Source organism: Methylorubrum sp. B1-46, assembly GCF_021117295.1.
Classification (GTDB): Bacteria; Pseudomonadota; Alphaproteobacteria; order Rhizobiales; family Beijerinckiaceae; genus Methylobacterium.
Genome location: NZ_CP088247.1, coordinates 372,396 through 396,604, shown reverse-complemented (window position 1 = coordinate 396,604; position 24,209 = coordinate 372,396). Strand labels below are relative to the sequence as shown.

The 24,209-nt window shown below is 65.4% G+C and carries 34 protein-coding genes; 21 read left to right on the top strand and 13 right to left on the bottom strand.

Translation table 11 applies throughout. The features are described from left to right. Window position 1: 1 nt before the first annotated feature. The 13 genes from LPC10_RS01920 to LPC10_RS01860 form a co-directional block, all read right to left on the bottom strand. Window positions 2-499 (bottom strand): hypothetical protein, encoded by a 498-nt coding sequence (locus tag LPC10_RS01920; RefSeq protein ID WP_231345226.1) that lies wholly within the window; start codon window positions 497-499, stop codon window positions 2-4. 1 nt (window position 500) lies between these two features. Then, entirely contained in the window at window positions 501-2,324 is a 1,824-nt protein-coding gene (locus LPC10_RS01915; protein ID WP_231345225.1) for a hypothetical protein, read from the bottom strand. Window positions 2,325-2,367: 43 nt separating this feature from the next. Further along, the gene (locus LPC10_RS01910; protein WP_231345224.1) at window positions 2,368-2,724 is read right to left on the bottom strand and encodes a hypothetical protein; all 357 of its coding nucleotides are present in this window, start codon (window positions 2,722-2,724) and stop codon (window positions 2,368-2,370) included. 8 nt (window positions 2,725-2,732) lie between these two features. Beyond that, on the bottom strand, window positions 2,733-3,131 hold the full coding sequence (locus tag LPC10_RS01905; RefSeq protein ID WP_231345223.1) for a hypothetical protein: 399 nt from the start codon (window positions 3,129-3,131) through the stop codon (window positions 2,733-2,735). A gap of 41 nt (window positions 3,132-3,172) precedes the next feature. Continuing rightward, entirely contained in the window at window positions 3,173-3,859 is a 687-nt protein-coding gene (locus tag LPC10_RS01900; protein ID WP_231345222.1) for a hypothetical protein, read from the bottom strand. After that, a complete protein-coding gene (locus LPC10_RS01895) occupies window positions 3,856-4,209 on the bottom strand; it encodes a hypothetical protein (RefSeq protein ID WP_231345221.1) in 354 nt (117 codons plus the stop codon). The genes LPC10_RS01900 and LPC10_RS01895 overlap by 4 nt, the downstream gene beginning before the upstream one ends. After that, window positions 4,209-4,448, bottom strand: a complete 240-nt coding sequence (locus tag LPC10_RS01890; protein ID WP_231345220.1) for a hypothetical protein — start codon at window positions 4,446-4,448, stop codon at window positions 4,209-4,211. The genes LPC10_RS01895 and LPC10_RS01890 overlap by 1 nt, the downstream gene beginning before the upstream one ends. Further along, the gene (locus tag LPC10_RS01885; RefSeq protein ID WP_231345219.1) at window positions 4,445-4,585 is read right to left on the bottom strand and encodes a hypothetical protein; all 141 of its coding nucleotides are present in this window, start codon (window positions 4,583-4,585) and stop codon (window positions 4,445-4,447) included. Before LPC10_RS01885 ends, LPC10_RS01890 begins: the two co-directional genes overlap by 4 nt. Next, window positions 4,576-4,929, bottom strand: a complete 354-nt coding sequence (locus LPC10_RS01880; RefSeq protein ID WP_231345217.1) for a hypothetical protein — start codon at window positions 4,927-4,929, stop codon at window positions 4,576-4,578. The genes LPC10_RS01885 and LPC10_RS01880 overlap by 10 nt, the downstream gene beginning before the upstream one ends. A 71-nt stretch (window positions 4,930-5,000) precedes the next feature. After that, window positions 5,001-5,147 (bottom strand): hypothetical protein, encoded by a 147-nt coding sequence (locus LPC10_RS01875; RefSeq protein WP_231345215.1) that lies wholly within the window; start codon window positions 5,145-5,147, stop codon window positions 5,001-5,003. Between the two features lie 544 nt (window positions 5,148-5,691). Then, a complete protein-coding gene (locus LPC10_RS01870) occupies window positions 5,692-6,474 on the bottom strand; it encodes a hypothetical protein (protein WP_231345212.1) in 783 nt (260 codons plus the stop codon). Between the two features lie 131 nt (window positions 6,475-6,605). Then, window positions 6,606-6,905, bottom strand: coding sequence for a hypothetical protein (locus LPC10_RS01865; protein WP_231345209.1), 300 nt, complete (start codon window positions 6,903-6,905; stop codon window positions 6,606-6,608). A 102-nt stretch (window positions 6,906-7,007) separates the two neighbouring features. After that, window positions 7,008-7,634, bottom strand: coding sequence for a S24 family peptidase (locus LPC10_RS01860; RefSeq protein ID WP_231345208.1), 627 nt, complete (start codon window positions 7,632-7,634; stop codon window positions 7,008-7,010). Between the two features lie 93 nt (window positions 7,635-7,727). On the opposite strand from LPC10_RS01860, the gene LPC10_RS01855 reads away from it, so the two are divergent. The 21 genes from LPC10_RS01855 to LPC10_RS01760 all read left to right on the top strand — a co-directional run bounded on the left by LPC10_RS01855 (window position 7,728) and on the right by LPC10_RS01760 (window position 24,156). Then, window positions 7,728-7,973, top strand: a complete 246-nt coding sequence (locus tag LPC10_RS01855; RefSeq protein WP_231345205.1) for a helix-turn-helix transcriptional regulator — start codon at window positions 7,728-7,730, stop codon at window positions 7,971-7,973. Then, window positions 7,970-8,113 (top strand): hypothetical protein, encoded by a 144-nt coding sequence (locus LPC10_RS01850; protein ID WP_231345204.1) that lies wholly within the window; start codon window positions 7,970-7,972, stop codon window positions 8,111-8,113. Before LPC10_RS01855 ends, LPC10_RS01850 begins: the two co-directional genes overlap by 4 nt. 423 nt (window positions 8,114-8,536) lie before the next feature. Beyond that, window positions 8,537-8,854 (top strand): hypothetical protein, encoded by a 318-nt coding sequence (locus tag LPC10_RS01845; protein WP_231345203.1) that lies wholly within the window; start codon window positions 8,537-8,539, stop codon window positions 8,852-8,854. Beyond that, entirely contained in the window at window positions 8,851-9,033 is a 183-nt protein-coding gene (locus tag LPC10_RS01840; protein ID WP_231345202.1) for a hypothetical protein, read from the top strand. Before LPC10_RS01845 ends, LPC10_RS01840 begins: the two co-directional genes overlap by 4 nt. Beyond that, a complete protein-coding gene (locus LPC10_RS01835; protein WP_231345201.1) occupies window positions 9,030-9,530 on the top strand; it encodes a helix-turn-helix domain-containing protein in 501 nt (166 codons plus the stop codon). Before LPC10_RS01840 ends, LPC10_RS01835 begins: the two co-directional genes overlap by 4 nt. Next, window positions 9,527-10,078 carry a hypothetical protein gene (locus LPC10_RS01830; protein WP_231345199.1) on the top strand — a complete coding sequence of 184 codons (552 nt, stop codon included), beginning with the start codon at window positions 9,527-9,529 and terminating at the stop codon, window positions 10,076-10,078. Before LPC10_RS01835 ends, LPC10_RS01830 begins: the two co-directional genes overlap by 4 nt. A gap of 186 nt (window positions 10,079-10,264) precedes the next feature. Continuing rightward, window positions 10,265-11,008 (top strand): ATP-binding protein, encoded by a 744-nt coding sequence (locus tag LPC10_RS01825; RefSeq protein ID WP_231345198.1) that lies wholly within the window; start codon window positions 10,265-10,267, stop codon window positions 11,006-11,008. 5 nt (window positions 11,009-11,013) lie between these two features. Next, on the top strand, window positions 11,014-11,580 hold the full coding sequence (locus tag LPC10_RS01820) for a DUF669 domain-containing protein (protein ID WP_231345197.1): 567 nt from the start codon (window positions 11,014-11,016) through the stop codon (window positions 11,578-11,580). Between the two features lie 90 nt (window positions 11,581-11,670). Further along, complete coding sequence (locus tag LPC10_RS01815) at window positions 11,671-12,255, top strand: 3'-5' exonuclease (RefSeq protein WP_231345196.1); 585 nt, start codon at window positions 11,671-11,673, stop codon at window positions 12,253-12,255. Beyond that, window positions 12,255-12,956, top strand: coding sequence for a GxxExxY protein (locus LPC10_RS01810; RefSeq protein WP_231345195.1), 702 nt, complete (start codon window positions 12,255-12,257; stop codon window positions 12,954-12,956). Before LPC10_RS01815 ends, LPC10_RS01810 begins: the two co-directional genes overlap by 1 nt. Window positions 12,957-13,056: 100 nt before the next feature. Next, window positions 13,057-14,556, top strand: coding sequence for an IS21-like element ISMdi7 family transposase (gene istA / locus LPC10_RS01805; RefSeq protein WP_012778770.1), 1,500 nt, complete (start codon window positions 13,057-13,059; stop codon window positions 14,554-14,556). After that, on the top strand, window positions 14,553-15,395 hold the full coding sequence (gene istB / locus LPC10_RS01800) for an IS21-like element ISMdi7 family helper ATPase IstB (protein ID WP_003596510.1): 843 nt from the start codon (window positions 14,553-14,555) through the stop codon (window positions 15,393-15,395). Before istA ends, istB begins: the two co-directional genes overlap by 4 nt. Before the next feature lie 21 nt (window positions 15,396-15,416). Then, window positions 15,417-16,058, top strand: a complete 642-nt coding sequence (locus tag LPC10_RS25655) for an HNH endonuclease (protein WP_370644632.1) — start codon at window positions 15,417-15,419, stop codon at window positions 16,056-16,058. Further along, window positions 15,983-17,665: a DEAD/DEAH box helicase gene (locus LPC10_RS01795; RefSeq protein ID WP_231345194.1), complete on the top strand. Its 1,683-nt coding sequence runs from the start codon at window positions 15,983-15,985 to the stop codon at window positions 17,663-17,665. The genes LPC10_RS25655 and LPC10_RS01795 overlap by 76 nt, the downstream gene beginning before the upstream one ends. A 4-nt stretch (window positions 17,666-17,669) precedes the next feature. Next, on the top strand, window positions 17,670-18,044 hold the full coding sequence (locus LPC10_RS01790) for a DUF6511 domain-containing protein (protein ID WP_231345193.1): 375 nt from the start codon (window positions 17,670-17,672) through the stop codon (window positions 18,042-18,044). Between the two features lie 3 nt (window positions 18,045-18,047). After that, window positions 18,048-20,393 (top strand): bifunctional DNA primase/polymerase, encoded by a 2,346-nt coding sequence (locus LPC10_RS01785; RefSeq protein ID WP_231345192.1) that lies wholly within the window; start codon window positions 18,048-18,050, stop codon window positions 20,391-20,393. Continuing rightward, entirely contained in the window at window positions 20,390-20,710 is a 321-nt protein-coding gene (locus LPC10_RS01780; protein WP_231345191.1) for a hypothetical protein, read from the top strand. The genes LPC10_RS01785 and LPC10_RS01780 overlap by 4 nt, the downstream gene beginning before the upstream one ends. 456 nt (window positions 20,711-21,166) lie before the next feature. After that, window positions 21,167-21,922, top strand: coding sequence for a transcription termination/antitermination protein NusG (locus LPC10_RS01775; RefSeq protein WP_231345190.1), 756 nt, complete (start codon window positions 21,167-21,169; stop codon window positions 21,920-21,922). Between the two features lie 383 nt (window positions 21,923-22,305). Continuing rightward, window positions 22,306-22,959 (top strand): hypothetical protein, encoded by a 654-nt coding sequence (locus LPC10_RS01770; protein ID WP_231345189.1) that lies wholly within the window; start codon window positions 22,306-22,308, stop codon window positions 22,957-22,959. Between the two features lie 188 nt (window positions 22,960-23,147). Next, complete coding sequence (locus LPC10_RS01765) at window positions 23,148-23,387, top strand: hypothetical protein (protein WP_231345188.1); 240 nt, start codon at window positions 23,148-23,150, stop codon at window positions 23,385-23,387. 262 nt (window positions 23,388-23,649) lie between these two features. After that, complete coding sequence (locus LPC10_RS01760; RefSeq protein ID WP_370644631.1) at window positions 23,650-24,156, top strand: hypothetical protein; 507 nt, start codon at window positions 23,650-23,652, stop codon at window positions 24,154-24,156. Window positions 24,157-24,209 lie beyond the last annotated feature (53 nt).

The following is a 24,209-nucleotide window of genomic DNA, read 5'->3' as shown; positions in this document are numbered from 1 at the left end:
GTCAGGCTACTTCCGTCTTTTTGGTAGCGACCAGGATAGAGCGGCAGTCCTTCGCGGCTTGGCGCAAGAACTCGGCCCTCTCTCGCAGTGCCAAAATGTAGTCTACGTTGGGTTTTTCGCCGTGCACCTCAACGAGACGATCGGCGATGAACTCCATGAGTTCAGCCGTATCACGTGTCGCTGTTCCTCCTCTTATTGAGGAAAGGACATCTTCTATGTGGGCCGGTGTGATTTCGAGAGGGCGAGTCTTGGATGCGTCTGGATCAGCGGGGCGCACCAGCCGCGAGCTGACCCACGTGCTCATGAACGTCCCGTTGTGCATCCAGGATAGTTCGATCTGCGGAGCCTCCTCCTTCCAGAGGATGCCGGTCACGATGGCTTTGGTGGCATCGTCCTCGCCCACATAGACCGTCTGCCCCAGAGCAAACGGAGAGCGGTAGACGACAGGAGGCGCCTTCGTGCCCGCAGGCATCGGTGCGTTGACACTGAACTGGTACATCTTAGCGCCCTCCCTGACCGGAGGAGTCCGGCGGGGCGGGCAGACGCGCCCAGCAGTCGAACCGATGCTCGGGATAGGCTGCGCCGGACTCGGTGTGCCACGGGTATTCCGTGTCCGACCCGCTCCACCAGACAGTCAGAAGATCCCAGCCGCAGCCGTTGTCTCGGGCGACGTTGATGGGAGTGCCGTCCCGCGGCGCGGCCTCCATGTCGAAGCTCCACGCCCCCTGCGCCTCCGGGGCTGCCGTGCTGATGTCTCTCCACCCCGCATCCGAGGGGGCTTCCGGGCGGGCCGCGAGCATGGCGCTATAGACGCCCTTGATGTTCCCAGAGCCCTTCGAGTTCCGATAGCCGGCCTCGACCATACCGGGCGTCGGCTCAACTGGAACCGCCACCGTCTCCGCCGCCCCCGTGCTGGTGCTGTCGGGGGCGGGCTTCTCGGCGAGGCAAACAGCGGCTGCGACCCGGTTCCAAGCCTCAATGGTGTTGTCGCTGGTTTCCGAAAGCGAGCCATCTGGGTAGCGCGTTTCGTACGCTGCAATGGCACCTGCTGTCGGTATCACGGCGCCAGTAACGAGGTCAGTTGATCGCCTTGATGCAGAGGGCCATCCGTGATGCCAGCAAAACGCTGCGTAGGCTGCCACGTCGAGCGGGTCGCCCTTGCCGACGTGGCGTAGGAGACCGTTCTGGCACTCCACCTGCCAGTCACTCTTGAGCCACCCGTTCTTCCAGCCGTACTTAGCCTCGGCTGCGCGCAGTTTCACCTTCAGGGCCGCCGAAAACCGATCAACGAGCGCATCGGTCTCCGCCCCCGACCCGGCGCTCTGCCCGGCCGGATGGGAGGCGAGGAGGGTGCGGACGAAATTGACGGCGGCGACGATGAACGCGGTGTTCGCCCGTGCGGTCTCGTCCCAAGCCGTGAAGCCGTCCTCGTCCGCCTCCTCGTGAATGACGCCGAGCGTGCTGTTGCTCGTCTCCGCGATCACGCCAGGGTTGCCGTAGCGGGGCTCGGCGTCCGTCAGAATGCTGTAGGCGAGATACCCCTCGCCGCAGTCCTCTCCCGAGCCATAGGACCCGTCGCACTTTTCGCTCTCGGTGTACCACTCGCCCTTCGTCGCCGCCTCGCTCAGCGCCCGCAGTCCATCCGGCACGGCCCCTGCCGGCTGGGCGGGGGTGGCTGAAGCTAGGACGGACGACACGTTCGCCACGCGCCCGGTTGCAACGTCGAGCCACGAGGCGGCTTTCCCTTGCTCGCCGGTCAGATCTTCGCCGATTGTGTGAAGGTCTGCGCGAAGCCGTTCAAGTTCGGCCAGCAGGTAGGTGCGCGTCCGCTCAAACGTCCATGCGTGATCCTCCCCCGCCGTCATCCCGCCGTCCGTGCGGGGAGCGGGTGTGGCGAGATCACCGTGGCGGTAGGCGTTCACGAGCGCTTCGACGAACTCGATCTCGTGCCACTCGCCGCGGATCGGGAACATGCCGTCCGTGCCGTTGTCGAGGCGCGCAAGGCCGTCCGCGCCATTGGTGCTGGCGAACCACTTCCCACCGGCGGCGCGCTTTGACAGCGCCTCTAGATGAACTTGCCGAGCACGAAGCCCCCAATCCCGGCCACGATCGCGATCAGGATCGCCGCCGTCAGCAGGAACGTCCCCAATCCGCGCATCATGTTCGGGTCCATGGCCTGCCTCCGTGAGGTATCGGTGGATCTGATCGGCGAAGAACTGCCCGAGGCTGACGGTCTCGGATTTGTGCTCGGCGGCGCGCTCGATGCGGCTGCGGAGCATCCCGGCGAGGGTTCGGGCAGAAACCGTCTTGGCCTCCGCCGTCATCGTCTCAGCGCCTACCGCGCCCTGTGCTGGGATAGACATGGGGTTAGGCCTCAGACCGGCGCTTCGAGAACAGGACAGACGGGCACTGCTCTGCTCGCTGGCGAATGAGTTCAGCGAGTTCGAGCGCGCCTTCGCGGGTGAAGCCGATAGAGCGGATCGGCTTGCCGAAGTCGAAGATGACCCTGCCGTTGAAGACGGTGACGCCGAACATCAGGCCGCCTTCGTCATGCGGAACGATACGGCCATGTGGGTGGTCGCCAGTCGGCCCAAGCGATGTCTGAAGCTGTTTCTCTTTCAGGTTCGCCAGCTCGTCCTTGAGCATCTTGCCGAGGTCTTCTGTCGTGCCCGCGGTGTTGCTGAGCAGATGGGCAAGGGAGTGGTCGCTGCTGTGATGGCTCATGGCTGTGCCTACCTCTTGTTCCAGGGCTTGAAGGTCAGAATTGCGCTGGGGCTGAATTCAGGGCTCGCCCAATCGCCGTTGAAGGTCAGGGCTCGATCGTCGATCGTGACGAGAGCGGCGGGCTTGAACCACGGCCACGAAAACCGTCGATGGATGCTGGCGGCATCGCCCCAGCACTCGCATTCTGCCAAGGAAGGCTCGTTCCCACCGGCTTCCCAGTGGTCGGCAATGGCATTCGAAAGCCAGCGCTTCATGGCCTGCCGGCCGAGCGGGTTCTTGCTGCGTGAAGAGAAGATCGCGACTTCGAAGCTGTCGAGCGCTCGCAGGAGGTAGGGGATAGCTCCGGGCACCGGCTTATCCGGGATGACGTGAGCGCCCTTCCATCCGCTTGTGTAGGAGTGGATCACCCCGTCGAAGTCGAGGCAAAGAATTGGCTTCCGAGGCATGGCTATGCCTCCTTCGCGTGAGGGTTGACGGGATCGGGGGAGAGGGGAGTGCGCTCGATACGGGCGAGGCCAAGCAGGCCGCCGGGGTGCGCGTAGGATCGGCGCAGCAATCCGCGCCGGCAGAGATCCGCGAAGGTCTCAAGCTCGTCGGCGTCGAGCATGCCGACGTACAGACCGTCGAAGCGGTCCATGAAGGCGGCGTCCTCAGCAGAGATCGCCATCACCGCCCCCCCCTTCAGCGAGACCGCCAGGGGTCTGAGCCCCCTCGTTCTGGCTTTCGTTGGCGGGGAGGAGGGCTTCGGGCGATACCGCAGGCGCCGAAGCGCGTTCCGCATGGCGCCGGACTGTCGCAGGACAGGCCCAGCGTTGCCGTCGATCCGACCGCGGCCCTCCGTATCCGGGGCGACGCCCAGCGCGTCTATGTCGGCGCAGCGCACCGCGAACCGGGTGAAAAGGCGGCCCGGCCCCTTCGAACTCGTCCACGCCTTGTCGGTGTAGTACCGGCCGCCCTCGGCGACGCGCTCGGCCGTGTACTTGCCGGCCCATGAGAGCGCGTAGCAGTAGCCGGCATCGTTCGGCCGCCAGAAGCTGACGTAGGGATTTCTGTTCCACTCCGGACGCAGGTCCACGATGTAGAACAGATCCTCTCTCGCCCCCACAGGCGCTCGTGTCTCGGAGGTGAGGGTCATGCTGCTGCCCTCATCTCAGCGGTCATGCGCCGGCAATGGCGGAGGGCGGCGTCCTCGCCGAAGTCCCGAGCCGTGTCGCGGAAGTCGCTCTCCAGACCAGCCCGCTTCACCCATCCCGGCACTTGGACGGCGTTGATGGCAGCGAGCATCTTGCGGGCGTGCTTCGCCCGAGCGGCGCGGTGGGCGATCAGCCTCTCGCGGAAGGCAGGCGAACTCTCGCTGTGCCGAGCCGCCACGCGGGCAACTCGACCCTCGCTAAGGCCCACCTCGACCGCCACTTCCATGTAGCTCCCGCCCTTCTCAAGCAGGGCGATGATGGCGGCTTCGTCCACGATCTTGCGGGAGGTCATTAGGCAGCGTTCCTCGTCGCAACGTTGGGAGAAAGCCGAACTGCGAGCGTCGTCAGCGTCGCGGCATGAGCGCGAAGCAGGGTGGCGACGTGCTCAAGCTCTGCGACCCGCTCGGCAGACGGCTCGGCGTGCCGGGCCTCGTGCTTCATCGAGCCGACGAAGGTGCTCAGCAGGACTTCCGTGTCATGCGCGGCCCTAAGCGAGCGGTCGAACACGGGTGAACCGTCGTAGGTGCTCACGGCTCGCCTCCGATTGCGATGTGAGAGGGAGGGGTGAAGTCGCGAGCCTCATCGAGGCGGGCGAGGTGACGGCTGAGAAGGGAGATGCAGACCGAGCCGAGGAAGGCGGAGGCGAGAGCCGCGAGCATCATCCCCATGGGCTGTGCGCCTCCGGGTAGCCGGTGTTGTAGGAGGCGGCCCGCCCGGCTTGCTCATTGATCTCCAGGCGGGCGAGCAGAGCGTCCGCCAGGTCGTCGGGGTCGTTGGCTGCGAGCTGGCGCCCGTTCAGCGTCTCGACTTCGAGGGCGGCATAGATGGCCCGATCAAAGTCCTGGCGGGCGTGCTGGCACTTGGCGATGGCCTGCCGGATGGTGCTGCGGTCAGTGAGGTCGCCGGCCTTCAGCCGTGCCACCAAGCCGGTGAGATTGGCGTCGGCGAAGGCAACGTGGTTGCGAGCGCGGACGACGGGGCAGCGGACGGTTTCAAGGTATGAGGAGGTCACGACTGGGCTTCCATCTCGGCAAGAGCGATGCGGACAATTTGAAGGGCGGGCCGGGCTGTATTCGCGCGGTCTCAGTTCGCGCAGCCGCGACCCCACTCGTCTTCGCGGGCGACGTAATCGCGGTAATGGGGCTCTTTCTCGGGAGCCGCGGCGACGATCTCGGCGAGGGCGCTGCGGGCGGTTTCAAGAGCGGTGCGGGTGAGGGCAGAGACAGCCATCGTCCCGCCTCCGCCTCTGCGGCAGCAATGGCGGCGCGGACGGCCTTGAGGGTCTTCAGGTATTCAGCACGGTCGCTGCGCGGCTCAACGATGGAGAGGCACGCTTCCGCCGCTCGCAGCGCAGCGAGCATTTTCGGGGCAGCGCTGAGCAGGGCAACGTTTGCGTCAAGCTCACGATCGCCGTCGCGCCATATGTGCTTGTCCTGCTGAAGGACGATCGCGATGGGATAGCGGCGCGCAGAGCTGCCGATGGTCTGCCACGAAAGGGAGCGGACGTGACGAGGCGTGTCTACGCTCCAGCCGTCCTCAAACTCTTTCTGGCCCCACTTACCCGCCGTGTGCGCGGCGCGGAGGATGCCGGCGGAGGCCATGGATCAAGCCTCCTCGCCGAGAGGACGGGATCGCACGTAAGCGATGTGATCCGCCGTGAAGGCGATGGCGGCGATGACGAACGCCGGGCCAAACAGGGCCAGCAAGATCTGCACATCTGTCGAAAGGTGAGCGAGCACGGCTAGGCACTCCGGTTCGGGAGACGGGGAGGGGATCAGGCGCCCTTGAGGGCGATCATCCGCTCGACCAGCGCGAGGGCGGATTGCTGAAGCTCGCGGCGTGTCGGCTCCAACTTCGCTTTGGCGACGGCCCCGGCGGCGGCCCCGGCGGCGTCCCAGGCGGCGGCCCTGGCGGCGGCCCAGGCGGCGTCCCAGGCGGCGTCCCTGGCGGCGGCCCTGGCGGCGGCCCTGGCGGCGGCCCCGGCGGCGTCCCTGGCGGCGTCCCTGGCGGCGGCCCCGGCGGCGGCCCAGGCGGCGTCCCTGGCGGCGGCCCTGGCGGCGGCCCTGGCGGCGGCCCCGGCGGCGTCCCAGGCGGCGGCCCCGGCGGCGGCCCAGGCGGCGGCCCTGGCGGCGGCCCAGGCGGCGTCCCAGGCGGCGTCCCTGGCGGCGGCCCTGGCGGCGGCCCAGGCGGCGGCCGCATCCTTCCGAGCCGCCTCAAGAGGGCCGCGCAGAGACGGCGTGTTCGCGAAGTCCATGATTTCGGGCAACGATGACAGCGCATCGGCCTGCGCCGACAGTCCCGCGAGCCGAAGCCATGCCGGCGTGTGAATGCGGACCAGCCAGTCTGCCGCCATCGTGGCACGCTGGCTCTCGACTTCAGGCGTGGAGCGGGTGCCGACGAGCTTCGGGATCAGTGGCAGCAGAAGCGTCGTGCGCTCCTCATCCGGCAGCCCGTCGTTCCACGAGCGCATGAACGCGCCGATGACGGGGCAGGCGCACTGCGGGTGGTCGGACCAAGGCTCGCCCGCAACGAAGGCGACAGCCTCCATTGCACACATGCCGCCGTCATCGGGATTGTGCCCCCCACTGTCGAGGACAGTGACCTCGGAAAGGCGAGACGGGTTTACGGCATGAGAGGGAGATGCGGACACGACGATGCTCCGGCTTCTAAGATTTGAGGGAGGGGGGATCAGTGTGCGGCCGAGCGGCGGCCTTCCTTGGCGAGTGCCCAGGTGGCCTTCAGGGCGACAGACATCGCCTCGGATCGGGAAGAGCCGTAGCGGCGCTGATGGAGATCGGCGGCCGAACGTGCGGCCAGCATGATCGCGGCGCGGTCATAGGCGCCGGTCGAAAGGGTCAGGGGGCGATTGCCGAGCCGGATGTTGACGCGGACCAACTCGCGGCAGGCGAGGAAGCCGACAGGTACCTGAACGCGGTCAGCCTGGAGCGCCGACCGGGAGGTGAAGTTGCTGATCTGGCGGCTGGACACGTTCGGCTCCATCACCGTGTGGCGATGGATTTATTCGTATGCGACTAGGAATATGCCGTCAAGCAAAAATATTCTTGAACGAATGGCTCACAAGGGTGTCAGCTACCCAACGCGAACCCACTTCCGGCTTGGAATGATGGCCCAGATCTCCGCGACCCACTCGACGCGTTCATCCTCGCGCAGAGGGCCGTTGTGGCTTTCGAGGTTGAAGTGACCGGGTGAGTACCCGCGCCGCAGGGTCTTCAAGAGGTAGATTCCCTCACCGGTCCGAAGCACCACCTCCTGGCCGAGAAGATCCTCCGCCGTGTGGCCATTCGCCCTGGCAACAACAATCTCCCCGTCTTTCACCCGAGGGTGCATAGATGTTCCGCGCGCTTCTAAGGCAAAGCAACCTTCCGGGACAGGAAATGGTAGCTCAACAAGCTCCAAGCCCACACCGTCCCCCTGTGAATACCACTCGATTTGTTCCCCCAGACCTACAGCACCAACAATTGATACGGTGCGAAGCGTGCTAAGGTCGTGGGATGTTTCGGTCAGAATACCTTTATGCACCGCGTATGCACGCAGTTTTTGCGCCTCAAAAAAATTGGGGAGCTGAGATCCATTTTCCCACTTGCTGATGGTTGACTGCCCGACGCCTAGCTCCAGGCTGATCTCAAGCTGAGTGCGCCGCTTGCCGCCCGGCGTCGCCGGTTGCCGAAGGGCTCGGATGATCTCTTTCACGTCCATGCGCAGCATATCGAGACCGTAGCTGTCCGCTGGCAAATTCCGAAACGAATTGGAATTTGACAAAGTCATTCCAATTCGACTAGGAATAGGCTCATGAGCCCGCTCGCTTTCATTCGCAGAGAGATCTTCGGCGCCACTCAGGCCGAGATGGCGGCCGTCGCCGGGGTGTCGCAAAGCACCGTTTCCAAGTGGGAGGCGGGGCTGTTGGAGCCCGGCCGGGTGGAGATGGAGCGCATCCGCAAGGGCGCTGCGGGCCGAGGGCTCGCTTGGTGCGACGAGTGGTTCTTCCAGCCGCCCGCGTCTTCGGACTGCAAGGCCCCGGAGGCGATGCGCGCATGACCGCTCCCATCCTCGTACGCCTCGGCTACGTCGCCGCCGCTGCGCTCGTCACGATCGCCGTTCTCGGCGGGCTTGCGGAGCTTCGAACCGCCGCCTCGCGTGGCGAGCTGCATCTGATGCCTTGGAGCGTGGCGAGATGACCGCCTCACCCACCCTGTTCCAGCCAGCCGTGCATTCGCACGAGCCGGCGCCATGCTCTGCGGCCCATCTCGGCCGCTCCGTCCTTCGCCTTCGGCCTGCCAGAGCCTTGGGCGTCATCCTCTCGGCGGCTGGTGTTTCGCGTTCCGCCGAGGCTTGGGCTGCTCAGCCCGTTTCCTCCCAGAGACTTGAGCGATTGGCCTGCCAGGGCCGATCGCTCCTTTCCGGGAGCCTGTTTCGCGACCTTCTCGGTGCCAGCCGTCCGGTCGCTTCCATCGCGTGCCTCGCGTTCCCGATCCGCCTGACCGGGCAATCCTGAAATGACCTCCTCTCTCATCGCGCTTCCTTTCGCGCCGTCATCCTCAATGCACACAGCATCGGGGAAGAGCATGCGAAATTCTGGGTCTAAATTCCGCAAGGTTGGGATGTTCGATACCCAACTTTGGGTGGACGAATGGCGTCGGGTCCATCCGATCAAGCCGGCCGCGCTCGTTGCGCAGAACCTGGGCGCACCGGTCCGCAGCGTTGAGAAGTGGTTCAGCGGTGAGGCGTCGCCTTCGCTGAAGTGGCTCGGGCCGATCTTCACGATGTACGGCGCGACCTTCGTCCTCCGCGGCATGCGCAACCCTCCGGCATGGCTTTGCGAGGCCAGCCGTCGAGAGCAGCGCGAGCGCGTCGCGCTTTTTCAGAACGCAATCGACGCTGAATTTTCGGATCTTGAGTACGCGGAGTGTGAGGCGTGATCTTTCTTCAATGGTCATGGAAGCGTTGGCGCGCCTCTCATCTGCGCGCGCAGGCCGAAAGCCTCTTCGTGAAGGCGTTCGGCATGAAGAAGATGGCCGACGAATTGAAGCGGCAGGCCGATACGCTTGACGCTGAAGCCGACGCTCTTGAGCGCCAGGGCAAGGGGGACGTGCGATGAGCCGTTCCCCGGTCAAGACGACCGAAGTCCGCGAGATGCACCGGCTAGCTGAAGCCGGTCTGCATCAGGCCGCCATAGCTCGGCGTCTCGGCCGAAACCGCGAAACGGTCAGGCGCTACCTCGGCGAAAAGGGCGCATTTTACAAGGTTAGCCGCTTGAGCGCGGATGACCTGCGCGAGTGGTACGCCAATCCAGGCTTGCGTGCCCGTGAGGACCTTGCGGAGAGGCACGGATATTCGTCGGCAAACAGCATGGAAGTCATCGTGTCTCGGACACGTAAGCGTCTGCTGGCCAAGGGCATCATCGTCGAGACATCGCGGGATCAGCGGGCGGCCAAGTCGCGCGCCAAGGCCCTGAACCTCGCACGCGCCTATCATGCTCGGCCAAAAGGCGTCCGGCTTGAGGACATCATCGCCCAGCACGGATACCGCCCGTCGTCCGGCTGGTGTGCGCTGGACCGCGGCAAGAAGCTTCTCGCCGAGGAGGCACGCGCATGAGCGCCGAGACCTGCATTGTCGCGATCGACCCCGGACTGACCGGCGCTGTCGCCTTCTACTTCCCGTCTGCTCCTGATCGCGTCGCTGTCGAAGACATGCCGACCGCGGGCGGCGAGATCGACACCGCCGCACTCGTGCGCCGGATCAAGCAGATGGGGCCGACGATCGCTGTCATCGAGCAGGTCCACGCTATGCCAAAGAACGGCAGCATCGCGTGCTTCAAGCTCGGCATGGCCTACGGCGCCGCGCGCGCCGCACTCACGGTCTCTGGCGTGCCGACGCACCTCGTGACCCCGAATTCTTGGAAGAAGCACATGCGCCTTCCCGGCGGCGACCTTGGCAAAGAAGCCGGCCGCGCCATGGCGATCAGGCTCTTCCCTGCCACTTCCGAGCGCTTCGAGCGGAAGAAGGACCACAATCGCGCGGATGCCGCGCTGATCGCTGCGTTCGCCGCCGACAAGCTCATCAGTTCCACGACCGCGGCGCGGTCGGGATGTGCCGGCGACGGGGAGGCTGCCGCGTCGGCCTCCCCCGAGCTGGGCGCTTAGAGGCACCGAGGGGCACCCGAGATCCCGCCGACGGGCGGTCAGGTCGCCACTCACTGTCTTGGTTTCGGGTGCCCCCGGACCGGCCCTGCGGGTCGAAAGACAGTGGCGACAACAGGAGAATGAAGAGTGGCTGTATCCTGGGAAAGTTTGAACCAGAGGAAGCGCCCGCGTCCGCCGGCCATCCTCATGTATGGACCCGAGAAGAGCGGCAAGACCACGCTCAGCTCCGAGTTTGAGTCACCTGTGTTCCTCCAAACTGAGGAAGGTGAGGGCGTCCTCGACATCCATTCGCTCGGCAAGATCGAGACGTTCGCGGACCTGATGGACGCGATCGGCATGCTCTACGCCAACGAGCACGACTTCAAGACGGTCGTCCTCGATAGCATCACCGCGCTGCAGCCCATCGTGTGGGCCGAGACCGGCGAGCGCGGCGACGACAAGGGCAACAAGAAGAAGCGGATCGAGGATTTCGGCTACGGCAAGGGCTACATCTACGCCCTGGCCGTCTGGCAGGAAGTGCTTGACGGCCTCAACGCCCTTCGCCGCGACAAAGGTATGACCATCATCCTGATCGCGCACTCGAAGATCGAGCGCTTCGACGATCCGGAGACGGTGGGCTACTCGCGCTACGACATCGACCTGCACGACAAGGCGCGCGACTTCCTCAAGCGCGAGGTCGATGTCGTGCTGCTGCTTAAGCCCGACGTGACGGTGAAGACCGAAGACGCTGGCTTCAACAAGAACCGGGCGATCGGGCAGGGCGGCCGCTCCGTCTGGATGCATGCCACCAGCCGCCCGGCCTACGCCGCCGGCAACCGCTACGGCCTGCCTGAAAAGACGCTCTACGAGCCCGGCAAGGGCTTTACCGAACTCGCCCCGTTCTTCCCCCATCTCGCGACCGCTGACGCGGCTCGCATCGCAGCGGAGTAATCGTCATGGCCGACCTCGGAATGCATTTCAATCCGTCCGATGTGCCGGAAGACGAGAAGGGCTCGTTCGATCCGATGCCCGCGGGCGACTACAACGCTCAGATCGTCGAGAGCGAGATCAAGCCGAACAAAAGCGGTGAGATGCTGCGGCTCACGCTTGAGATCATCGACGGCCCGTTCGCAAACCGGAAGGTGTGGGACAACCTCAACATCCGGAACAAGAGCGCCAAGGCTCAGCAGATCGCTCAGCGTGCGCTGGCCGATATTTGCACCGCGACGAACACGGGTGCGCTCACCGACAGCGAGGATCTGCACTTCAAGCCGCTCGTCGTCACGCTCAAGATCGAGCCCGAGCGCACGGGGGATGATGGCAAGACCTACGACGCTCGCAACGCGGTGAAGCGCTACAAGGGTCGCTCCGGCCAGCCGCCGGTCAGCAAGGCGCCGTCGCAGGCTCAGCGGCCGCAGCAGTCGGCTCAGCCCGCTCGCGGTAGCGGTGGCGGCTCCAAGCCGTGGGAGCGGCCGTCGCAGAGCGCGGCGCGCACCGTAAACCACGACGACGTGCCGTTCTAGCGCTGCCGGGCGACCGGCCGGTCCCGGGAAGTTCTAGCCGGTCGCCCGCACCCCGTCTGACCCTTTCGAGCCGTTCGGAGAACCCGATCCATGGCACAGGACACCCATGCCGTCACTCACGTGATGGTCGATATCGAAACCCTCGGCACAGCGCCCGGCTCTGCCATTCTTTCCATCGGCGCAGTCGCGTTCGACCCGTTCACAGAACTGCTTGGCGTCTGCTTTGAGGCCAACATCAATCTCGCCGATGCGGTTGATCGCGGCCTGACCATCGACCCCCAGACGGTCATCTGGTGGGCCGGGCAGGGACAAGATGCAATCGCCTCGACGTTCCTTAAATCTGATGCCCAACCGTTAGCTTCAGTCCTTGCCGATCTCGGGACTTGGCTGCGCGGGTGCGGGGCGGAGGTTCGGATTTGGGCTCACGGCGCAAGCTTTGATCCAGTCCTGATCGAAGCCGCCTGCAAGAAGTGTGGTGTGCCGGCGCCATGGAAGTTCCGCGACCTTCGGGACACGCGGACCATCTTCGATCTCGCTGGCATCTCATCACTTGCCGAGTATCGCTGCGCCAACGATGTCCACCACTCGGCGCTGTCTGACGCCAAGGTGCAGGCCCGTGCGGTCGGCGACGCCTACCGTCTGCTCGGCCTCGGCAAGTCGGAGGTCGCCGCCTGATGGCCGCCATTCCCGCCCCCCTCTCGCACACCGTCGCCGCCATCGACGCCGCCTACGTGGCTGCCGCCCGCAACGGCGACAGCCTCGGCGTGTCGATGTCTCAGGTGATCCACCCCTGCGACCGGGCGCTGTTTTACCAATTCCGTTGGTGCGCCGCACCCGAGCCCGCCACCGGCCAGCGCCAGCGCATCTTCGAGACCGGCAACGTCTACGAGCGCCGCTTGCTCGACATGCTGCGCATGATCGGCTGCGACGTGTTCGAGATCGACGAGACCACCGGCAAGCAATTTCGTGTCGAACTGGCCGGCGGGCACATCCGCGGCAAGATGGATGCGGTCGCGACCGGTCTGCCCGAGGCGCCTGAGACCCCGCACGTCGTGGAAACGAAGTCGGCCAACGACAAATCGTTCAAGGCGATTGTGAAGGGGCCGGTGCGCGAAACGAAGCCCGAGCATCACGCGCAGTTGCAACTCTACATGCACGCCGAGGGTCTGCGCCGCGGGCTCTACCTCGTCGTCAACAAGAACACCGACGAGATCCACGCCGAGCGGGTCGAGTACGATCCCGCGTTCTGCCTCGCCATCATCGCGCGGATCGAACGCATCGTGGCGCTCGACGCCCCGCCCGCGCGGCTGCACGACGACCCGACCAAGAAGGGCGCCGTCGAGTGCATGTTCTGCTCAGCTCGGGCGGTTGTGTAGGGCGGTGACAAAACCATCCACTGGAGCGTCGGCTTTGTGCTGATGCGGGCGGTGTAAAAGCCGGCCAGTGGAGAGGCTTCTCTTTCGAGAGGAGCCGAGGATGTTCGTCGTGGAAGTCTACGCAGCCGTTCGGCAGTTCGTGTTCATCGAGGGCCAGTCCCGGCGTGAGGCGGCTCGGGTCTTCGGGTTGAGCCGAGAGACGATCGCCAAGATGTGTCGGTTCTCGTTGCCGCCGGGCTACACACGCTCGAAGCCGGTCGAGAAGCCGAAGCTCGGGCCTCTTCTGCCAGTGATCGCGGCGATCCTTGAGGCGGACCGGACTGCACCGCTCAAGCAACGCCATACGGCCAAGCGGATCTTCGAGCGCCTACGCGACGAGCACGGCTATGCCGGTGGCTATACCGTGGTGAAGGACCACGTACGGATCTGCCGAGCACGGGGGCAGGAGACTTTCGTGCCGCTCGCCCACCCGCCCGGCCATGCCCAGGTCGATTTTGGCGAGGCGGTCGCCACCATCGCTGGCGTGCGCCGCAAGATCCATTTCTTCTGCATGGATCTGCCGCACTCCGACGCCTGCTTCGTGAAGGCGTATCCGCGGGAGACCACCGAAGCTTTTCTCGACGGGCATGTCGCCGCCTTCGCCTTCTTCGGCGGCGTGCCTCTGTCGATCCTGTACGACAACACCAAAATCGCAGTGGCCAAGATCTGCGGCGACGGACAGCGTGAGCGTACGCGCGCCTTCACCGAGTTGGTGAGCCACTGCCTGTTCCGGGATCGCTTCGGCCGTCCGGGCAGGGGCAACGACAAGGGCAAGGTCGAGGGGCTGGTCAAGTTCGCCCGGTCCCACTTCATGACCCCGGCTCCGGAGGCGGCCTCGTTCGAGGCGCTGAACGCTGACCTGGAGCGCCGCTGCCGAGCTCGGCAGAACGAGTGCGCCGGGCGGCATCCCGAGAGCATCGGAACGCGGCTCATGGCCGATCGAGTGGTTCTGCGAGCCCTGCCGGCGGTGCCGCTGGAGCCGTGCGAGAAGAGGGCCGGGCGCGTCTCGTCGACCGCGCTGGTGCGCTATCGCGGCAACGACTACTCGGTGCCGACCACCTACGGCTTCCGGGACGTGCTGGTGAAGGGCTTCGTCGAGGAAGTCGTGATCCTGTGTGCGGGGGTCGAGATCGCCCGGCACCCGCGCAGCTACGGCAGCGGCGTTTTCGTCGCCGAACCTCTGCACTACCTCGCGCTGATCGAGACCAAGCCGAACGCCCTCGACCAAGCCGCGGCACTCCAGGGCTGGGATCTGCCCGAGGCGTTCCAGCACCTGCGCCACCTTCTGGAGGCGCGCATGGGCAACCGCGGCAAGCGCGAGTTCATCCAGGTGCTGCGCCTGATGGAGGCGATGCCGAAGGACCTCGTGGCCTGGGCCGTCACCGAGGCGATCCGGCTCGGGGCGATTGGCTTCGATGCGGTCAAGTTGATCGCGCTGGCCCGTCTCGAACGGCGGCCGCCTCGGCTCGACTTGTCGGCCTACCCGCATCTGCCCCGGCCTGCGGTGCGCGCGACGATGGCCGCCGACTACACGGTGCTGGTGCCGGAGGTGGCGGCATGAGCGTGAGCGGCGATGAGACGACACCGGGCGTCCTGCTCGCCCATCACCTCAAGCAGTTGAAGTTGCCGACGGTCCTGCGCGAGTACGACAAGGTCGCCCGGGACTGCGCCCGGAGCGGCCTCGACCACCCCCGCTATCTGCTGCGGCTGGTTGAGCTGGAACTGATCGACCGCGAACGGCGCATGGTCGAGCGCCGGATCCGGGCGGCACGCTTCCCGGCGGTGAAGAGCCTCGACACCTTCGACTTCGCCGCCATCCCGAGCCTGAACAAGATGCTCGTGCTGGAGCTGGCGCGCTGCGGCTACGTCCTCGGTCGGGAGAACGTCATCGCGCTCGGCAACTCCGGCACCGGCAAGACGCACATCGCCCTGGCTCTCGGACTGGCAGCCTGCCAGAAGGGCTTCTCGGTCACGTTCACCACGGCGGCCTCGCTGGTCAACCAGCTCATGGAGGCGCGTGACGAGCGCCGCCTGCTCCGGCTTCAGAGGGAGCTGGCCGCGGTGAAGTTGCTGATTGTCGATGAACTCGGCTACGTGCCGCTGTCGCCGACGGGGGCCGAGCTTTTGTTCGAGGTCCTGTCCCAGCGCTACGAGCGCGGCTCGACGGTGGTGACCTCGAACCTTCCGTTCGAGGACTGGACCTCGGTCCTGGGCTCGGAGCGGCTGACCGGTGCGCTGCTGGATCGGCTGACCCATCACGTCAGCATCCTGAGCCTGAACGGAGACAGCTACCGCCTCAGATCCTCCCGCAGCCGGCGGGGCCGCACAGACAGGGCGGAGCAAAACCAGGCCACCCTTGATGACCCTGATCCCGCGACGGGCGAGATCCGGCCAGCCTGACCTCACGATCCGCGACAAACGATGAAGAGGCCCGATCGGGCCCCTTCATCGTTCAGGCTGTCCGCAGTCCGTGGCCTGGTTTTACTCCGCCACGGCGGCCTAAAATTGGTCCGCCCTTTACACCGTAACGGGCATATGGCGCTCCGGCAGACGTCCAACGGGTCATGCCTTGAATGCTGTCGCCTGCGCGGTTTGCGCGACGATGTGAAAGCAAAAAGCCGGGAAAGCTGGAAGCTCAGATCACAACGGCAATACGAAATTTTCAAAGAGAGAGTCGCCCGAAACCCTGAGGCATATCTCGGCAAAAGGCGCGAGAACTACGAGCGAAATAGGGAAAAAATATTGGGTCGCCAGCGCGACAATTACAAGAGAAATCCCGATCCTTGGCTAAAGTCGTCGAGAAACCGGAAGGCTCGAAAGAAAGGGGCGGACGGCACCCATTCTTTGAAGGACATAGGCAGGATACTCAAGCAACAATCGAGCAAGTGCGCATATTGCAAGATAGAACTCAAAAATAAATATCACGTCGATCATATCGTTCCTCTCGCAAGGGGCGGGACTAATTGGCCGAATAATTTGCAGATTTTGTGCGCAACCTGCAATTTGCAGAAGAAAGACCAAGATCCTATCGATTTCGCTCGCCGCAAGGGGAGGCTCCTTTGACTACTCTCCGTCCCTACCAGCGCGACGCCGTTGATGCCGTCTTCGACTTTTGGGCGAACGGCGGCGAAAACCCGCTCGTCGAAGCCGCAACTGGCGTCGGCAAGTCGGTCATGCTCGCGACGCTGATCCGCGAATTGCTCGAGCGCTATCCCGAGATGCGCATCCTCGTGGTGGTCCACGTTCGCGAGCTCGTCGAACAAGATGCCAAGGCGCTGCTGCGCCTTTGGCCGGCAGCTCCGGTCGGGATCAACTCGGCCGGTCTTGGGCGCCGCGACTGGCGCTCCCGCATCTTGTTCTGTTCGATCCAGTCCGTCTATCGCGCGGCCGCGCAGCTCGGGCCTCGAGATCTCGTGCTGATCGACGAAGCCCACCTTGTGCCGCGGGCCGGCGACGGCATGTATCGTCGCCTGCTCGACGATCTGCGGGCCACGACGCCGGACCTGCGCGTCGCGGGCTTCACTGCCACTCCCTACCGTCTCGACTCTGGCCGGCTGGACGAGGGCGACGACCGGGTGTTCTCCGAGATCGTCTTTTCCTATGGCATCGGCCAAGGCATCGAAGACGGGTTCCTGTCCCCGCTCGTGTCTAAGGCGACCGCGACTACGCTCGACGTGTCGGGCGTGGCCCGCCGCGGCGGGGAGTTCGTCGCCGGCAGTCTCGAGGCTGCCGTTGACCGCGAGGACGTGACGGAAGCCGCCGTCGCCGAGCTCGTCACGCTCGGGGCAGGCCGCAAGTCCTGGCTTCTATTCGCCTCCGGCGTGGCGCACGCGATGCACCTGCGTGATGCTGTGCGGCGGCGGGGTATCCGCGCCGAGATGATCTCGGGTGAAACCCCGGCCGGCGAGCGCGATAGGCTCGTGCGCGAGTTCCGCGAGGGCCGGCTTCGGTGCCTCACGAACTGCGCCGTGCTCACGACCGGCTTCGACGCGCCTGGCGTCGATCTGGTGGCGATGTTGCGGCCCACGCTGTCGGTCGGCCTGTACGTGCAAATCGTCGGCCGCGGCACCCGCCTCGCGTCCGGCAAGACCGACTGCCTGATCCTCGACTATGCTGGCAATGTCCGGCGCCACGGCCCGGTGGACGCTATCGTGGTCGCAGGTAAGACCAAGGGCGGCCGCGCCGCGGCGGCCGAGGTCGAACAGGTCCGCGCGAAAGAGTGCCCGGCTTGCCAGAGCCTCAACGCGCTCAACGCCCGAACTTGCGTCACCTGTGGCCACGAGTGGACCCGCGACGAGGCGCCGAAGCACGAGGCGCAGGCTGATGCCGAAAGCCTGATCCTGTCGAGCCAAGCCCCGCCGTGGCTGCGCGTCACCGGCTGGGATTTCAAGCGACACACAAAGGCGGGCTCACCCGACAGCCTGTGCGTCTCGTTCCACTGCGGGGTGAGCACGCATCGGCTCTGGGTCTGCCTGGAGCACACGGGCGGCGTCCGAGGCCGCGCCGAGCGCTGGTGGTCCGACCGCGGCGGCGGTTGGGCGCCGCAGAGCGTCGCCGAGGCCCTGGACCGCACAGACGAACTCGCCATGCCGGCCGAGATCCGCGTGCGCAAGAACGGCAAGTACCACGAGATCGTCGGCTACCGCGACGCGATGAGGGAGGCGGCGTGATGCCATGACCCGCCACCTCGACAACCCCGCAGCCTGCTTCGTCTGTTGCCAGACAGCGACTGGGCTCGGGGTCGAGAAAGGAAGAAGCGTCGGTTGGCTCTGCCAAGAGTGCGCCGATGGTCACTACGGATCGAGAGCCTTTGCCATGCGTGCCAGCGCGTTCGACGAAATCCAGACCAAAGCCATTCTCGCAGCGGGGGCCGTCGGAGGCGGCTATCTCGACCGGATCGGCGAGACCGACCTTGCCAAACTCGACCCGCTGAACTGGCAGCAGTTTCTAGAGGTCGTGTTCGAAGCCTACCCCGCCGCGATCCGAGCCCAGATCGACGAGGCGGTGCCCCGAACGCCGGATGAGGAGGATGGCGAAGGGGAGGGCTGACCGATGGCGGACCTCGGCCTTCTCTTCGACCCCGCGCTCCACCAAGCACTCAGCAACCTCGACGTGGCCTTGGAATGGTCGCGGGCGGGAGTTCCGGTTTTCCCCTGCTACGCCAGCGGCGAGAAGGTGAAGTGCCCGCTGCGCGGCGTGTTCTGGCACTCGGCAGCCACCACGAACGAGCGGCAGATCCGGACGTGGTGGGAGCAGAACCCCGATGCTCTGCCGGCGCTTCATCTTGGGCGAGCCGACCTCCTCGTGATCGACGCAGATGGCGAGGGCGGCGTCGCTGACTGGTATGCGGTTCTGGACGGGCGCGACGACGATGCGCCGACCGTCGAGACCCCCTCGGGCGGCGAGCACCGCTACTTCCGCCGCGGCGGGCGCGACCTCGGCAACGGACGCGGCTCGCTGCCCCCGAAGCGCGGCAAGATCGGCATCGATGTGCGCGGCAAGGGCGGCTACGTCATCGCCCCCGGCGCGACGCTGCTCGACGGGCGGCGCTACGAGGCCAATGGCTACGACATCCTCTCCGCGCCTGAAATCCCCGATTGGCTCGTGGAGATCCTGCAGGGCCAACACGAGGTTCAGGAGAACCGCGCGGCTCGTATCGAGCCAGGTGCTCCGGTCTCCGATGTTCGGCGCCGAGCCTACGGCGAGCGCGCCCTTGAAGCCGAGATGCGCGAACTCGCCATGGCCGCTCCCGGCACGCGCAACGAGACCGCAAACCTCTGTGCGTTCCGGATCGGCCAGCTCGTTGGCGGCGGATGCCTGACCGAGCAGGAGGCATATGCTGCGCTCCACAACGCCGCCGCATCCTGGGGTATCCCGGCCAACGACAAGGCGCTCGGCCAGCGCGGCACAATCGCCCGAGCGTTGCGCGACGGGGCTCGGTCCCCCCGCTATTGCCCGGAGGAGGTGCCGGACACGCGCGGCGCCGAGGCGGCGGCCGCTCTGCTGGCGCGTCAGGTTCAGCGCGAGCCGGACGGCACGCTGATCGATGCCGAGACCGGCGAGGTCATCGAGACAGCCGACCATGCCATCGACGACGATCCCATCGGGGGCGACTACGATTTCGGGGATATCGCCCGCCCAGATGGGCTTCTCGGCGACATCACGGATTGGATCGTCGGAACGTCCCGCAAGCCCAACCGCCCGCTTGCCATGACTGCCGCCATCTCCGTCCTAGCGGGCATCTGTTCGCGCCATCTCATGGGCCCTACCGGCTCAGCTACTCACCTTTTTCTGGTCAACCTCGGCGCCACATCGGTCGGGAAGGATCGGCCCTTCAAAGCGGTGGGGCAGTTGCTCAAAGCCTCTGGCTACGGCTGCATCCTGCAATCCGGAAAGTTCATGTCTGGCTCGGCAATCGAACTGACGCTTAAGACTTCGCGGACCGCCGTTGCTACGGTCGATGAGATCGGCTCTGCCATTTTTGCGAAAATGTCGAGCCGTAAAGCAACGACACATGAAAACGCCATCAGCTCTGTGCTGCGCGAGCTGTGGTCAGTCCTTCCAGGCGACGACTGGCACACCTTCGCCAAGGCAGGCGCCGCAGGCGAATACCTCGCTTCGCCCGCGCTCACGCTTATGGGCGCCTCCACCCTCAACGAGTTCTATCGATCCATCACGGGCGCCTCGGTCGACAATGGCTTTCTTAATCGCTTCACCGTCATCATGGCCGACCCGCCGGCCGAGGAGCGCGACGAACTTCTGAACCGGCTCGTGGTGCCGCCGAGCCTATCGCAGCGGCTGGCTTCCATCCTGCCCAATGCTGGCAACCTGCAAGCGCTCACGGCTCTCGTCGGGGAAGAGCACCCAGCCGACATCTACAAGGTTCGATGGGCTGCGCCGGAGGTAGAGGCCATGCATCTAAGCCTCGCACGCCGTATCGCGCACTGGCGCGACGACGACGATGAAGCCTCGCCTTATCTCGGACGAACGGCTGAAATGGCGATCCGGCTCGCCACAATCCATGCGGTGTCGGCCATGGGGCGGCGCGCGGTCGTCACCGAACGCGATTATCGATGGGGCGCGTCCGTCGCGCTTGCCTCCGCACGGTTCATGATTCGAGAGGCGTCTGCGCGAATGGCTGAGACAGAGTTCCAGGCCAACCAAAAGCTGGTTCTTGCTTACATACGAGACGTGCGGGAAGCCAAACGGTCCGACATCACGCGCAAGATCGACGGCAGGTGGGAGCCGGCCATCACGGATCGCATCCTCCGAAGTCTGTGCGAAGGTGGGCAAGTGGTGCTGGAAAAGGGCGGATCGACCGCATCGGGGGGCCGAAAGCCTGATGTCTACGCCTACGTTCGGCCATCTCGAAAATCGAAGAATGGAGCTCCTGTGTGAACGAGATCGTCACCCATACCCTCAGCGCCTTCAAAGCTTGGCACGAGGCGCTTGAAGTACCTTGGGCGGGCCATGAGGTGCTGTCCGAGGGGCAGATCTACGCGGGCGGTGAGACGGTCGCCTACGACGGTTTCAAAACTCTTCGCGAGGCTTTGGGCGAGGCCAGGAAGCTCTACGCTTGGTATCCAGGCGCCGACATCGCGGCGACCGAAAAAATCCTCTGGGACGTATTTGAGGCAACGCCGCCGGACTGGCCCCGGCGAAGGCGATTGATGCTCGCCGCGAGCGTTGGGCGTTACCTCGCCGAGCTCGGCTAAGCGCCCCATCAGATCTGCGATTGGCCGCCCTTCCGGGCGGTTTCTTTTGTGCGCGGACGCAGCGGTTCAAGCAGCGGAAAAGGCGGGAGTTCCTTCGGAGGGCTCCGAAGGAACTAGATTTTTTTGGCCAGTTCCTTCGGTTCTTGCGGGGGTTTTTTCGGGCGCTTTTTCCGAAGGAACTGCCCCAGCTAAGTCATTGATATATATAATATATATACATATATATGGTTTATATCTAGTTCTTTCGGTTCTTTCGGAGTGTTCCTTCCCCATCCATTCATGGGTGGGGTATTTCTTATAGGTTCTCCGAAAGAACCGAATGAACCGAAAGAACTCAGATCAGCCCATCACCTGGGGGCGAGCCCCATGGCCCGCTTGCCACCTTTTATCCGTCCGCTATCATCCCCCTCGCACATTCCGACCGTGACCGTGGCGACCCACCAGAGGCCGCCGCGCATGAGTACCTCGAACCTGGGCCGCTACGGCTCGGCCAAGAAGACGCCCGTCCACTTCGCTCGCGTTCCGCTCAACCGGAGGCGCGAGATCGCCTTGCCGATCTGCGAGAGGATTGAGCCGTGTCGCATCGCGACCGGCGCCGAGCGCTTGTGGTGGCATGCCGTGACGGCGCGCCCAGGCCGCGTCGCGCATGCCGTTCGCAAGATCCGCGAGGCCGGGTTGCAAGCCTACGCTCCGATGCGGACGCACTGGAAGGAATCGCGCCGCGGCGACTGGCGCATCCGCAAGCAGCTTCAGACACCTTTGCTGGGTAGCTATGTGTTCGTCGGCATCCGCGCCGATCAATCGCTTGACCCGCTCTACGAGACGGACCTGCTTGGCCGAAATCGCATGGAGGTGTCCGCCATCGTCACCAACAACGGCAAGCCAGCGCCGATGCGGTGCGGCTCCATCGCCAAGATGGCGCGAGAGGAGGCAACCGGGTGGTACGACGATGACCTGCGGCCGGCGCTGGAGGCGGGCTCGGTCGAGGCAGTGCCGCTGCCTGCTTTCGCCGAGGGCGACAGCGTGGACATTCTCGGCGGCCCCTTCTCGTCGTTCCAGGGCGTCGTGACGGCCAGCGGCGATGGCCCGGCAGTTCGGATCGAGGCGATGATCTTCGGGCAAGCTACGCCCGTCCTGACGCCGATTGAATGGCTCTACAATCGAACGCGCCCGCCTGTGGAAAAAAACGGCAGCATTCGGCCCAGCGGTTGACTTGGCGATTCGCTGCTGCATCTTTGCAGGCACGACGAAGGCGCTCGCTGAGCTTAGGCCGTTGGCCGAGACCCGAGCGTCAGGACATAGTCCGCCTGCTGAGAACTCCATCGGGACCAGCAGTCCGTCGTGAGAAGCCGCTAGAGCCGCAGTTGGCTCGCGTTTTCTCGCGATGGGTGAAGTGTCTCTTCACAATAGCCCTCGCCGCGCAAGCGGCCCGACTAGGGCAGCAGTTTCAGAGTTTGGTGCGGCTTAGGCTGGCCTCGTGCTGGTTGAGCCTTGTAGCTCTGGGATCTGCGCAACGCAGGTCGGTCGCACCAATCCCCTCACCGCCCAGGCATCGGACAGCGCTTCAAGCCCGCGTCACCCCGCAGCACAACGCGGTGATCGCCAAGGACGAGCCGATCCCGGCCGAGCGCCGGAACAAGACCCCGAACCTCTACGCCTCGGCCGTGCGCTGGTACGTCTGCACGACGGCACCGAGCCGTGAGCTGTCGGCGGCGGCCAGCATCCGGCGCGCCATGCTCCGCGGAGTGCGCGAGGACGAGACGCCGTTCATCCCCTACGTGCCCTGCGAGTACCTGTGGCGGCGCGCTGTTCGCTCGAACCTGCGCGTGCCCCGTCGTGAGCAGCAGCGCCCGGCAATGCGGTCCTATCTGTTCCTGGGCGTTCTGGGCGGCCTCTGCGACGAGACGTTGGCCGTGCTGCGCGAGCGGGACATCGACGGCCGCAACCTGCATGGGCTGACCGGCATCCTCGGCTCGGCGAACCGCGGCCCGCTCGCCATGAACCCAGCCGGCCTGCGCTGGCTTCGGCAATGGGGCGAGGACGAGATGGCCGGGCGCACGAACCTGACGCCGCTCGCAGGCATGCAGGCAGGGGAAGAGGTGCGCGCCGGCTCGGGCCTGTTCAGCGGCTTCGTCGGCAAGTTCGTCGGCACGTCGGACGGCGGCGCGGTCGGCATCATTTCGTTGGAGGTGATGGGCGCACCGTTCGACTACCGGCTGCCAATCGAGGATGTGCATAGGGCCGCGTGATGCCTATCGCGGCGTTGACTTCTGATAGTCGCCCTCTAATGTTTCTCGCGCGCTCACGAACGAAGCGGAATAGCTCGGTGGCTGCGCGAGGACGGATGTGAGGCCGCCATAGGCCCTGCCACTTCTCATGATTGGAAAGACGCGCCCCGAGCGGATGACCCGCTGCGGGGCTTTTTCATGCCTTGGGCATGGAAGCGCGCGACGAGTGGAAGCCGACCGGCCGCACCCGCCTCCGCGGCCTCTGGTTCGGCCTGCTGGCCTACGAGGTCGAAGAGACCCGCATGATCAACATGTGGATGCCCGGCGCCCCGCATAGCCCGGTGAACTGGCGCCCGACCTATCGGTGGCGACGGATCAGGTTTGGCGGGGTGATCGACCTGCAGGGCACGGTGCCGGGTCGGCGCATCAAGGCGCATCTCGACAGGTAGGCCGGAGCGCCCCCGCCCCGAACCCCGGGGGACCCTGGCACCCCCGAACCTATACGGGTGGTCGGGGCCCCCAGCTTTCCTAGCGCCAGGGTCGTGGAACCCGGTAACGCGGTGACGGGTAACAGCGCCCATGGCAGAGACGAGCGGGGCAAAATTTCTCAGCCAGGCCGAGTTCGCCCGTCATCGCGGCGTCTCGCGCAAGGCCGTAACGACTTGGAAGCAGAAGGGCTTACTCGTTCTCGACGGCACCGGCCGCGTCGATGTGGAAGCCACCGAGTGGAACCTCGACCAGAGGCCAACGACCTATCGAGGCGGTGTTACCCATCGCCCGGTGAGGGCCAAGGACGGTAACAACGCCTCCCACGCAGCGGCTGCTCCGAAGCCGGCGCCGAAGCCTGCTCCCGAGCCCCAGCCCCGTCCGGCGCCCCTTGATGGCGACGGCGGCCAGGAAGATGCCTTCGACCCCGACGACCCGAACCTGCCGACGGCCATTGCGGTCCGGCGCAAGGAGAACTGGCTCGGCCTCCACCGGAAGCAGATCGTCGAGCGGGACGGCAGCAAGCTCGTTGATCGGCCCGCGGCCGAGTCAGCCTTCTTCGAGGAGGGCCGGGCGCTTCGAGATGCCTGGCTGGCGTGGCCGGCCCGGGTCGCGATCGAGATGGCCGACGAGCTCAAGATCGAACCGAGGCAGCTGACGCCGGTCCTGACCGCCTATGTCAAAAAGCACCTCGCCGAACTCGGCGAGCCCTCCGCCGGCGAGTTCGGCTGACACCGCGAGCCTGCGGAGCGCGTGGCGACGCGGTCTGACACCGCCCCCTGATC

Excerpts from the sequence above, each read along its gene's own strand:
- LPC10_RS01920 (WP_231345226.1), bottom strand. The coding sequence starts at position 499 with ATGTACCAGTTCAGTGTCAACGCACCGATGCCTGCGGGCACGAAGGCG.
- LPC10_RS01915 (WP_231345225.1), bottom strand. The coding sequence starts at position 2,324 with ATGACGGCGGAGGCCAAGACGGTTTCTGCCCGAACCCTCGCCGGGATG.
- LPC10_RS01910 (WP_231345224.1), bottom strand. The coding sequence starts at position 2,724 with ATGAGCCATCACAGCAGCGACCACTCCCTTGCCCATCTGCTCAGCAAC.
- LPC10_RS01900 (WP_231345222.1), bottom strand. The coding sequence starts at position 3,859 with ATGACCCTCACCTCCGAGACACGAGCGCCTGTGGGGGCGAGAGAGGAT.
- LPC10_RS01895 (WP_231345221.1), bottom strand. The coding sequence starts at position 4,209 with ATGACCTCCCGCAAGATCGTGGACGAAGCCGCCATCATCGCCCTGCTT.
- LPC10_RS01885 (WP_231345219.1), bottom strand. The coding sequence starts at position 4,585 with ATGGGGATGATGCTCGCGGCTCTCGCCTCCGCCTTCCTCGGCTCGGTC.
- LPC10_RS01875 (WP_231345215.1), bottom strand. The coding sequence starts at position 5,147 with ATGGCTGTCTCTGCCCTCACCCGCACCGCTCTTGAAACCGCCCGCAGC.
- LPC10_RS01870 (WP_231345212.1), bottom strand. The coding sequence starts at position 6,474 with ATGTGTGCAATGGAGGCTGTCGCCTTCGTTGCGGGCGAGCCTTGGTCC.
- LPC10_RS01860 (WP_231345208.1), bottom strand. The coding sequence starts at position 7,634 with ATGGACGTGAAAGAGATCATCCGAGCCCTTCGGCAACCGGCGACGCCG.
- LPC10_RS01855 (WP_231345205.1), top strand. The coding sequence starts at position 7,728 with ATGAGCCCGCTCGCTTTCATTCGCAGAGAGATCTTCGGCGCCACTCAG.
- LPC10_RS01850 (WP_231345204.1), top strand. The coding sequence starts at position 7,970 with ATGACCGCTCCCATCCTCGTACGCCTCGGCTACGTCGCCGCCGCTGCG.
- LPC10_RS01845 (WP_231345203.1), top strand. The coding sequence starts at position 8,537 with ATGTTCGATACCCAACTTTGGGTGGACGAATGGCGTCGGGTCCATCCG.
- LPC10_RS01835 (WP_231345201.1), top strand. The coding sequence starts at position 9,030 with ATGAGCCGTTCCCCGGTCAAGACGACCGAAGTCCGCGAGATGCACCGG.
- LPC10_RS01830 (WP_231345199.1), top strand. The coding sequence starts at position 9,527 with ATGAGCGCCGAGACCTGCATTGTCGCGATCGACCCCGGACTGACCGGC.
- LPC10_RS01825 (WP_231345198.1), top strand. The coding sequence starts at position 10,265 with ATGTATGGACCCGAGAAGAGCGGCAAGACCACGCTCAGCTCCGAGTTT.
- LPC10_RS01820 (WP_231345197.1), top strand. The coding sequence starts at position 11,014 with ATGGCCGACCTCGGAATGCATTTCAATCCGTCCGATGTGCCGGAAGAC.
- LPC10_RS01815 (WP_231345196.1), top strand. The coding sequence starts at position 11,671 with ATGGCACAGGACACCCATGCCGTCACTCACGTGATGGTCGATATCGAA.
- LPC10_RS01810 (WP_231345195.1), top strand. The coding sequence starts at position 12,255 with ATGGCCGCCATTCCCGCCCCCCTCTCGCACACCGTCGCCGCCATCGAC.
- istA (WP_012778770.1), top strand. The coding sequence starts at position 13,057 with ATGTTCGTCGTGGAAGTCTACGCAGCCGTTCGGCAGTTCGTGTTCATC.
- istB (WP_003596510.1), top strand. The coding sequence starts at position 14,553 with ATGAGCGTGAGCGGCGATGAGACGACACCGGGCGTCCTGCTCGCCCAT.
- LPC10_RS25655 (WP_370644632.1), top strand. The coding sequence starts at position 15,417 with ATGAAGAGGCCCGATCGGGCCCCTTCATCGTTCAGGCTGTCCGCAGTC.
- LPC10_RS01790 (WP_231345193.1), top strand. The coding sequence starts at position 17,670 with ATGACCCGCCACCTCGACAACCCCGCAGCCTGCTTCGTCTGTTGCCAG.
- LPC10_RS01785 (WP_231345192.1), top strand. The coding sequence starts at position 18,048 with ATGGCGGACCTCGGCCTTCTCTTCGACCCCGCGCTCCACCAAGCACTC.
- LPC10_RS01775 (WP_231345190.1), top strand. The coding sequence starts at position 21,167 with ATGAGTACCTCGAACCTGGGCCGCTACGGCTCGGCCAAGAAGACGCCC.
- LPC10_RS01765 (WP_231345188.1), top strand. The coding sequence starts at position 23,148 with ATGGAAGCGCGCGACGAGTGGAAGCCGACCGGCCGCACCCGCCTCCGC.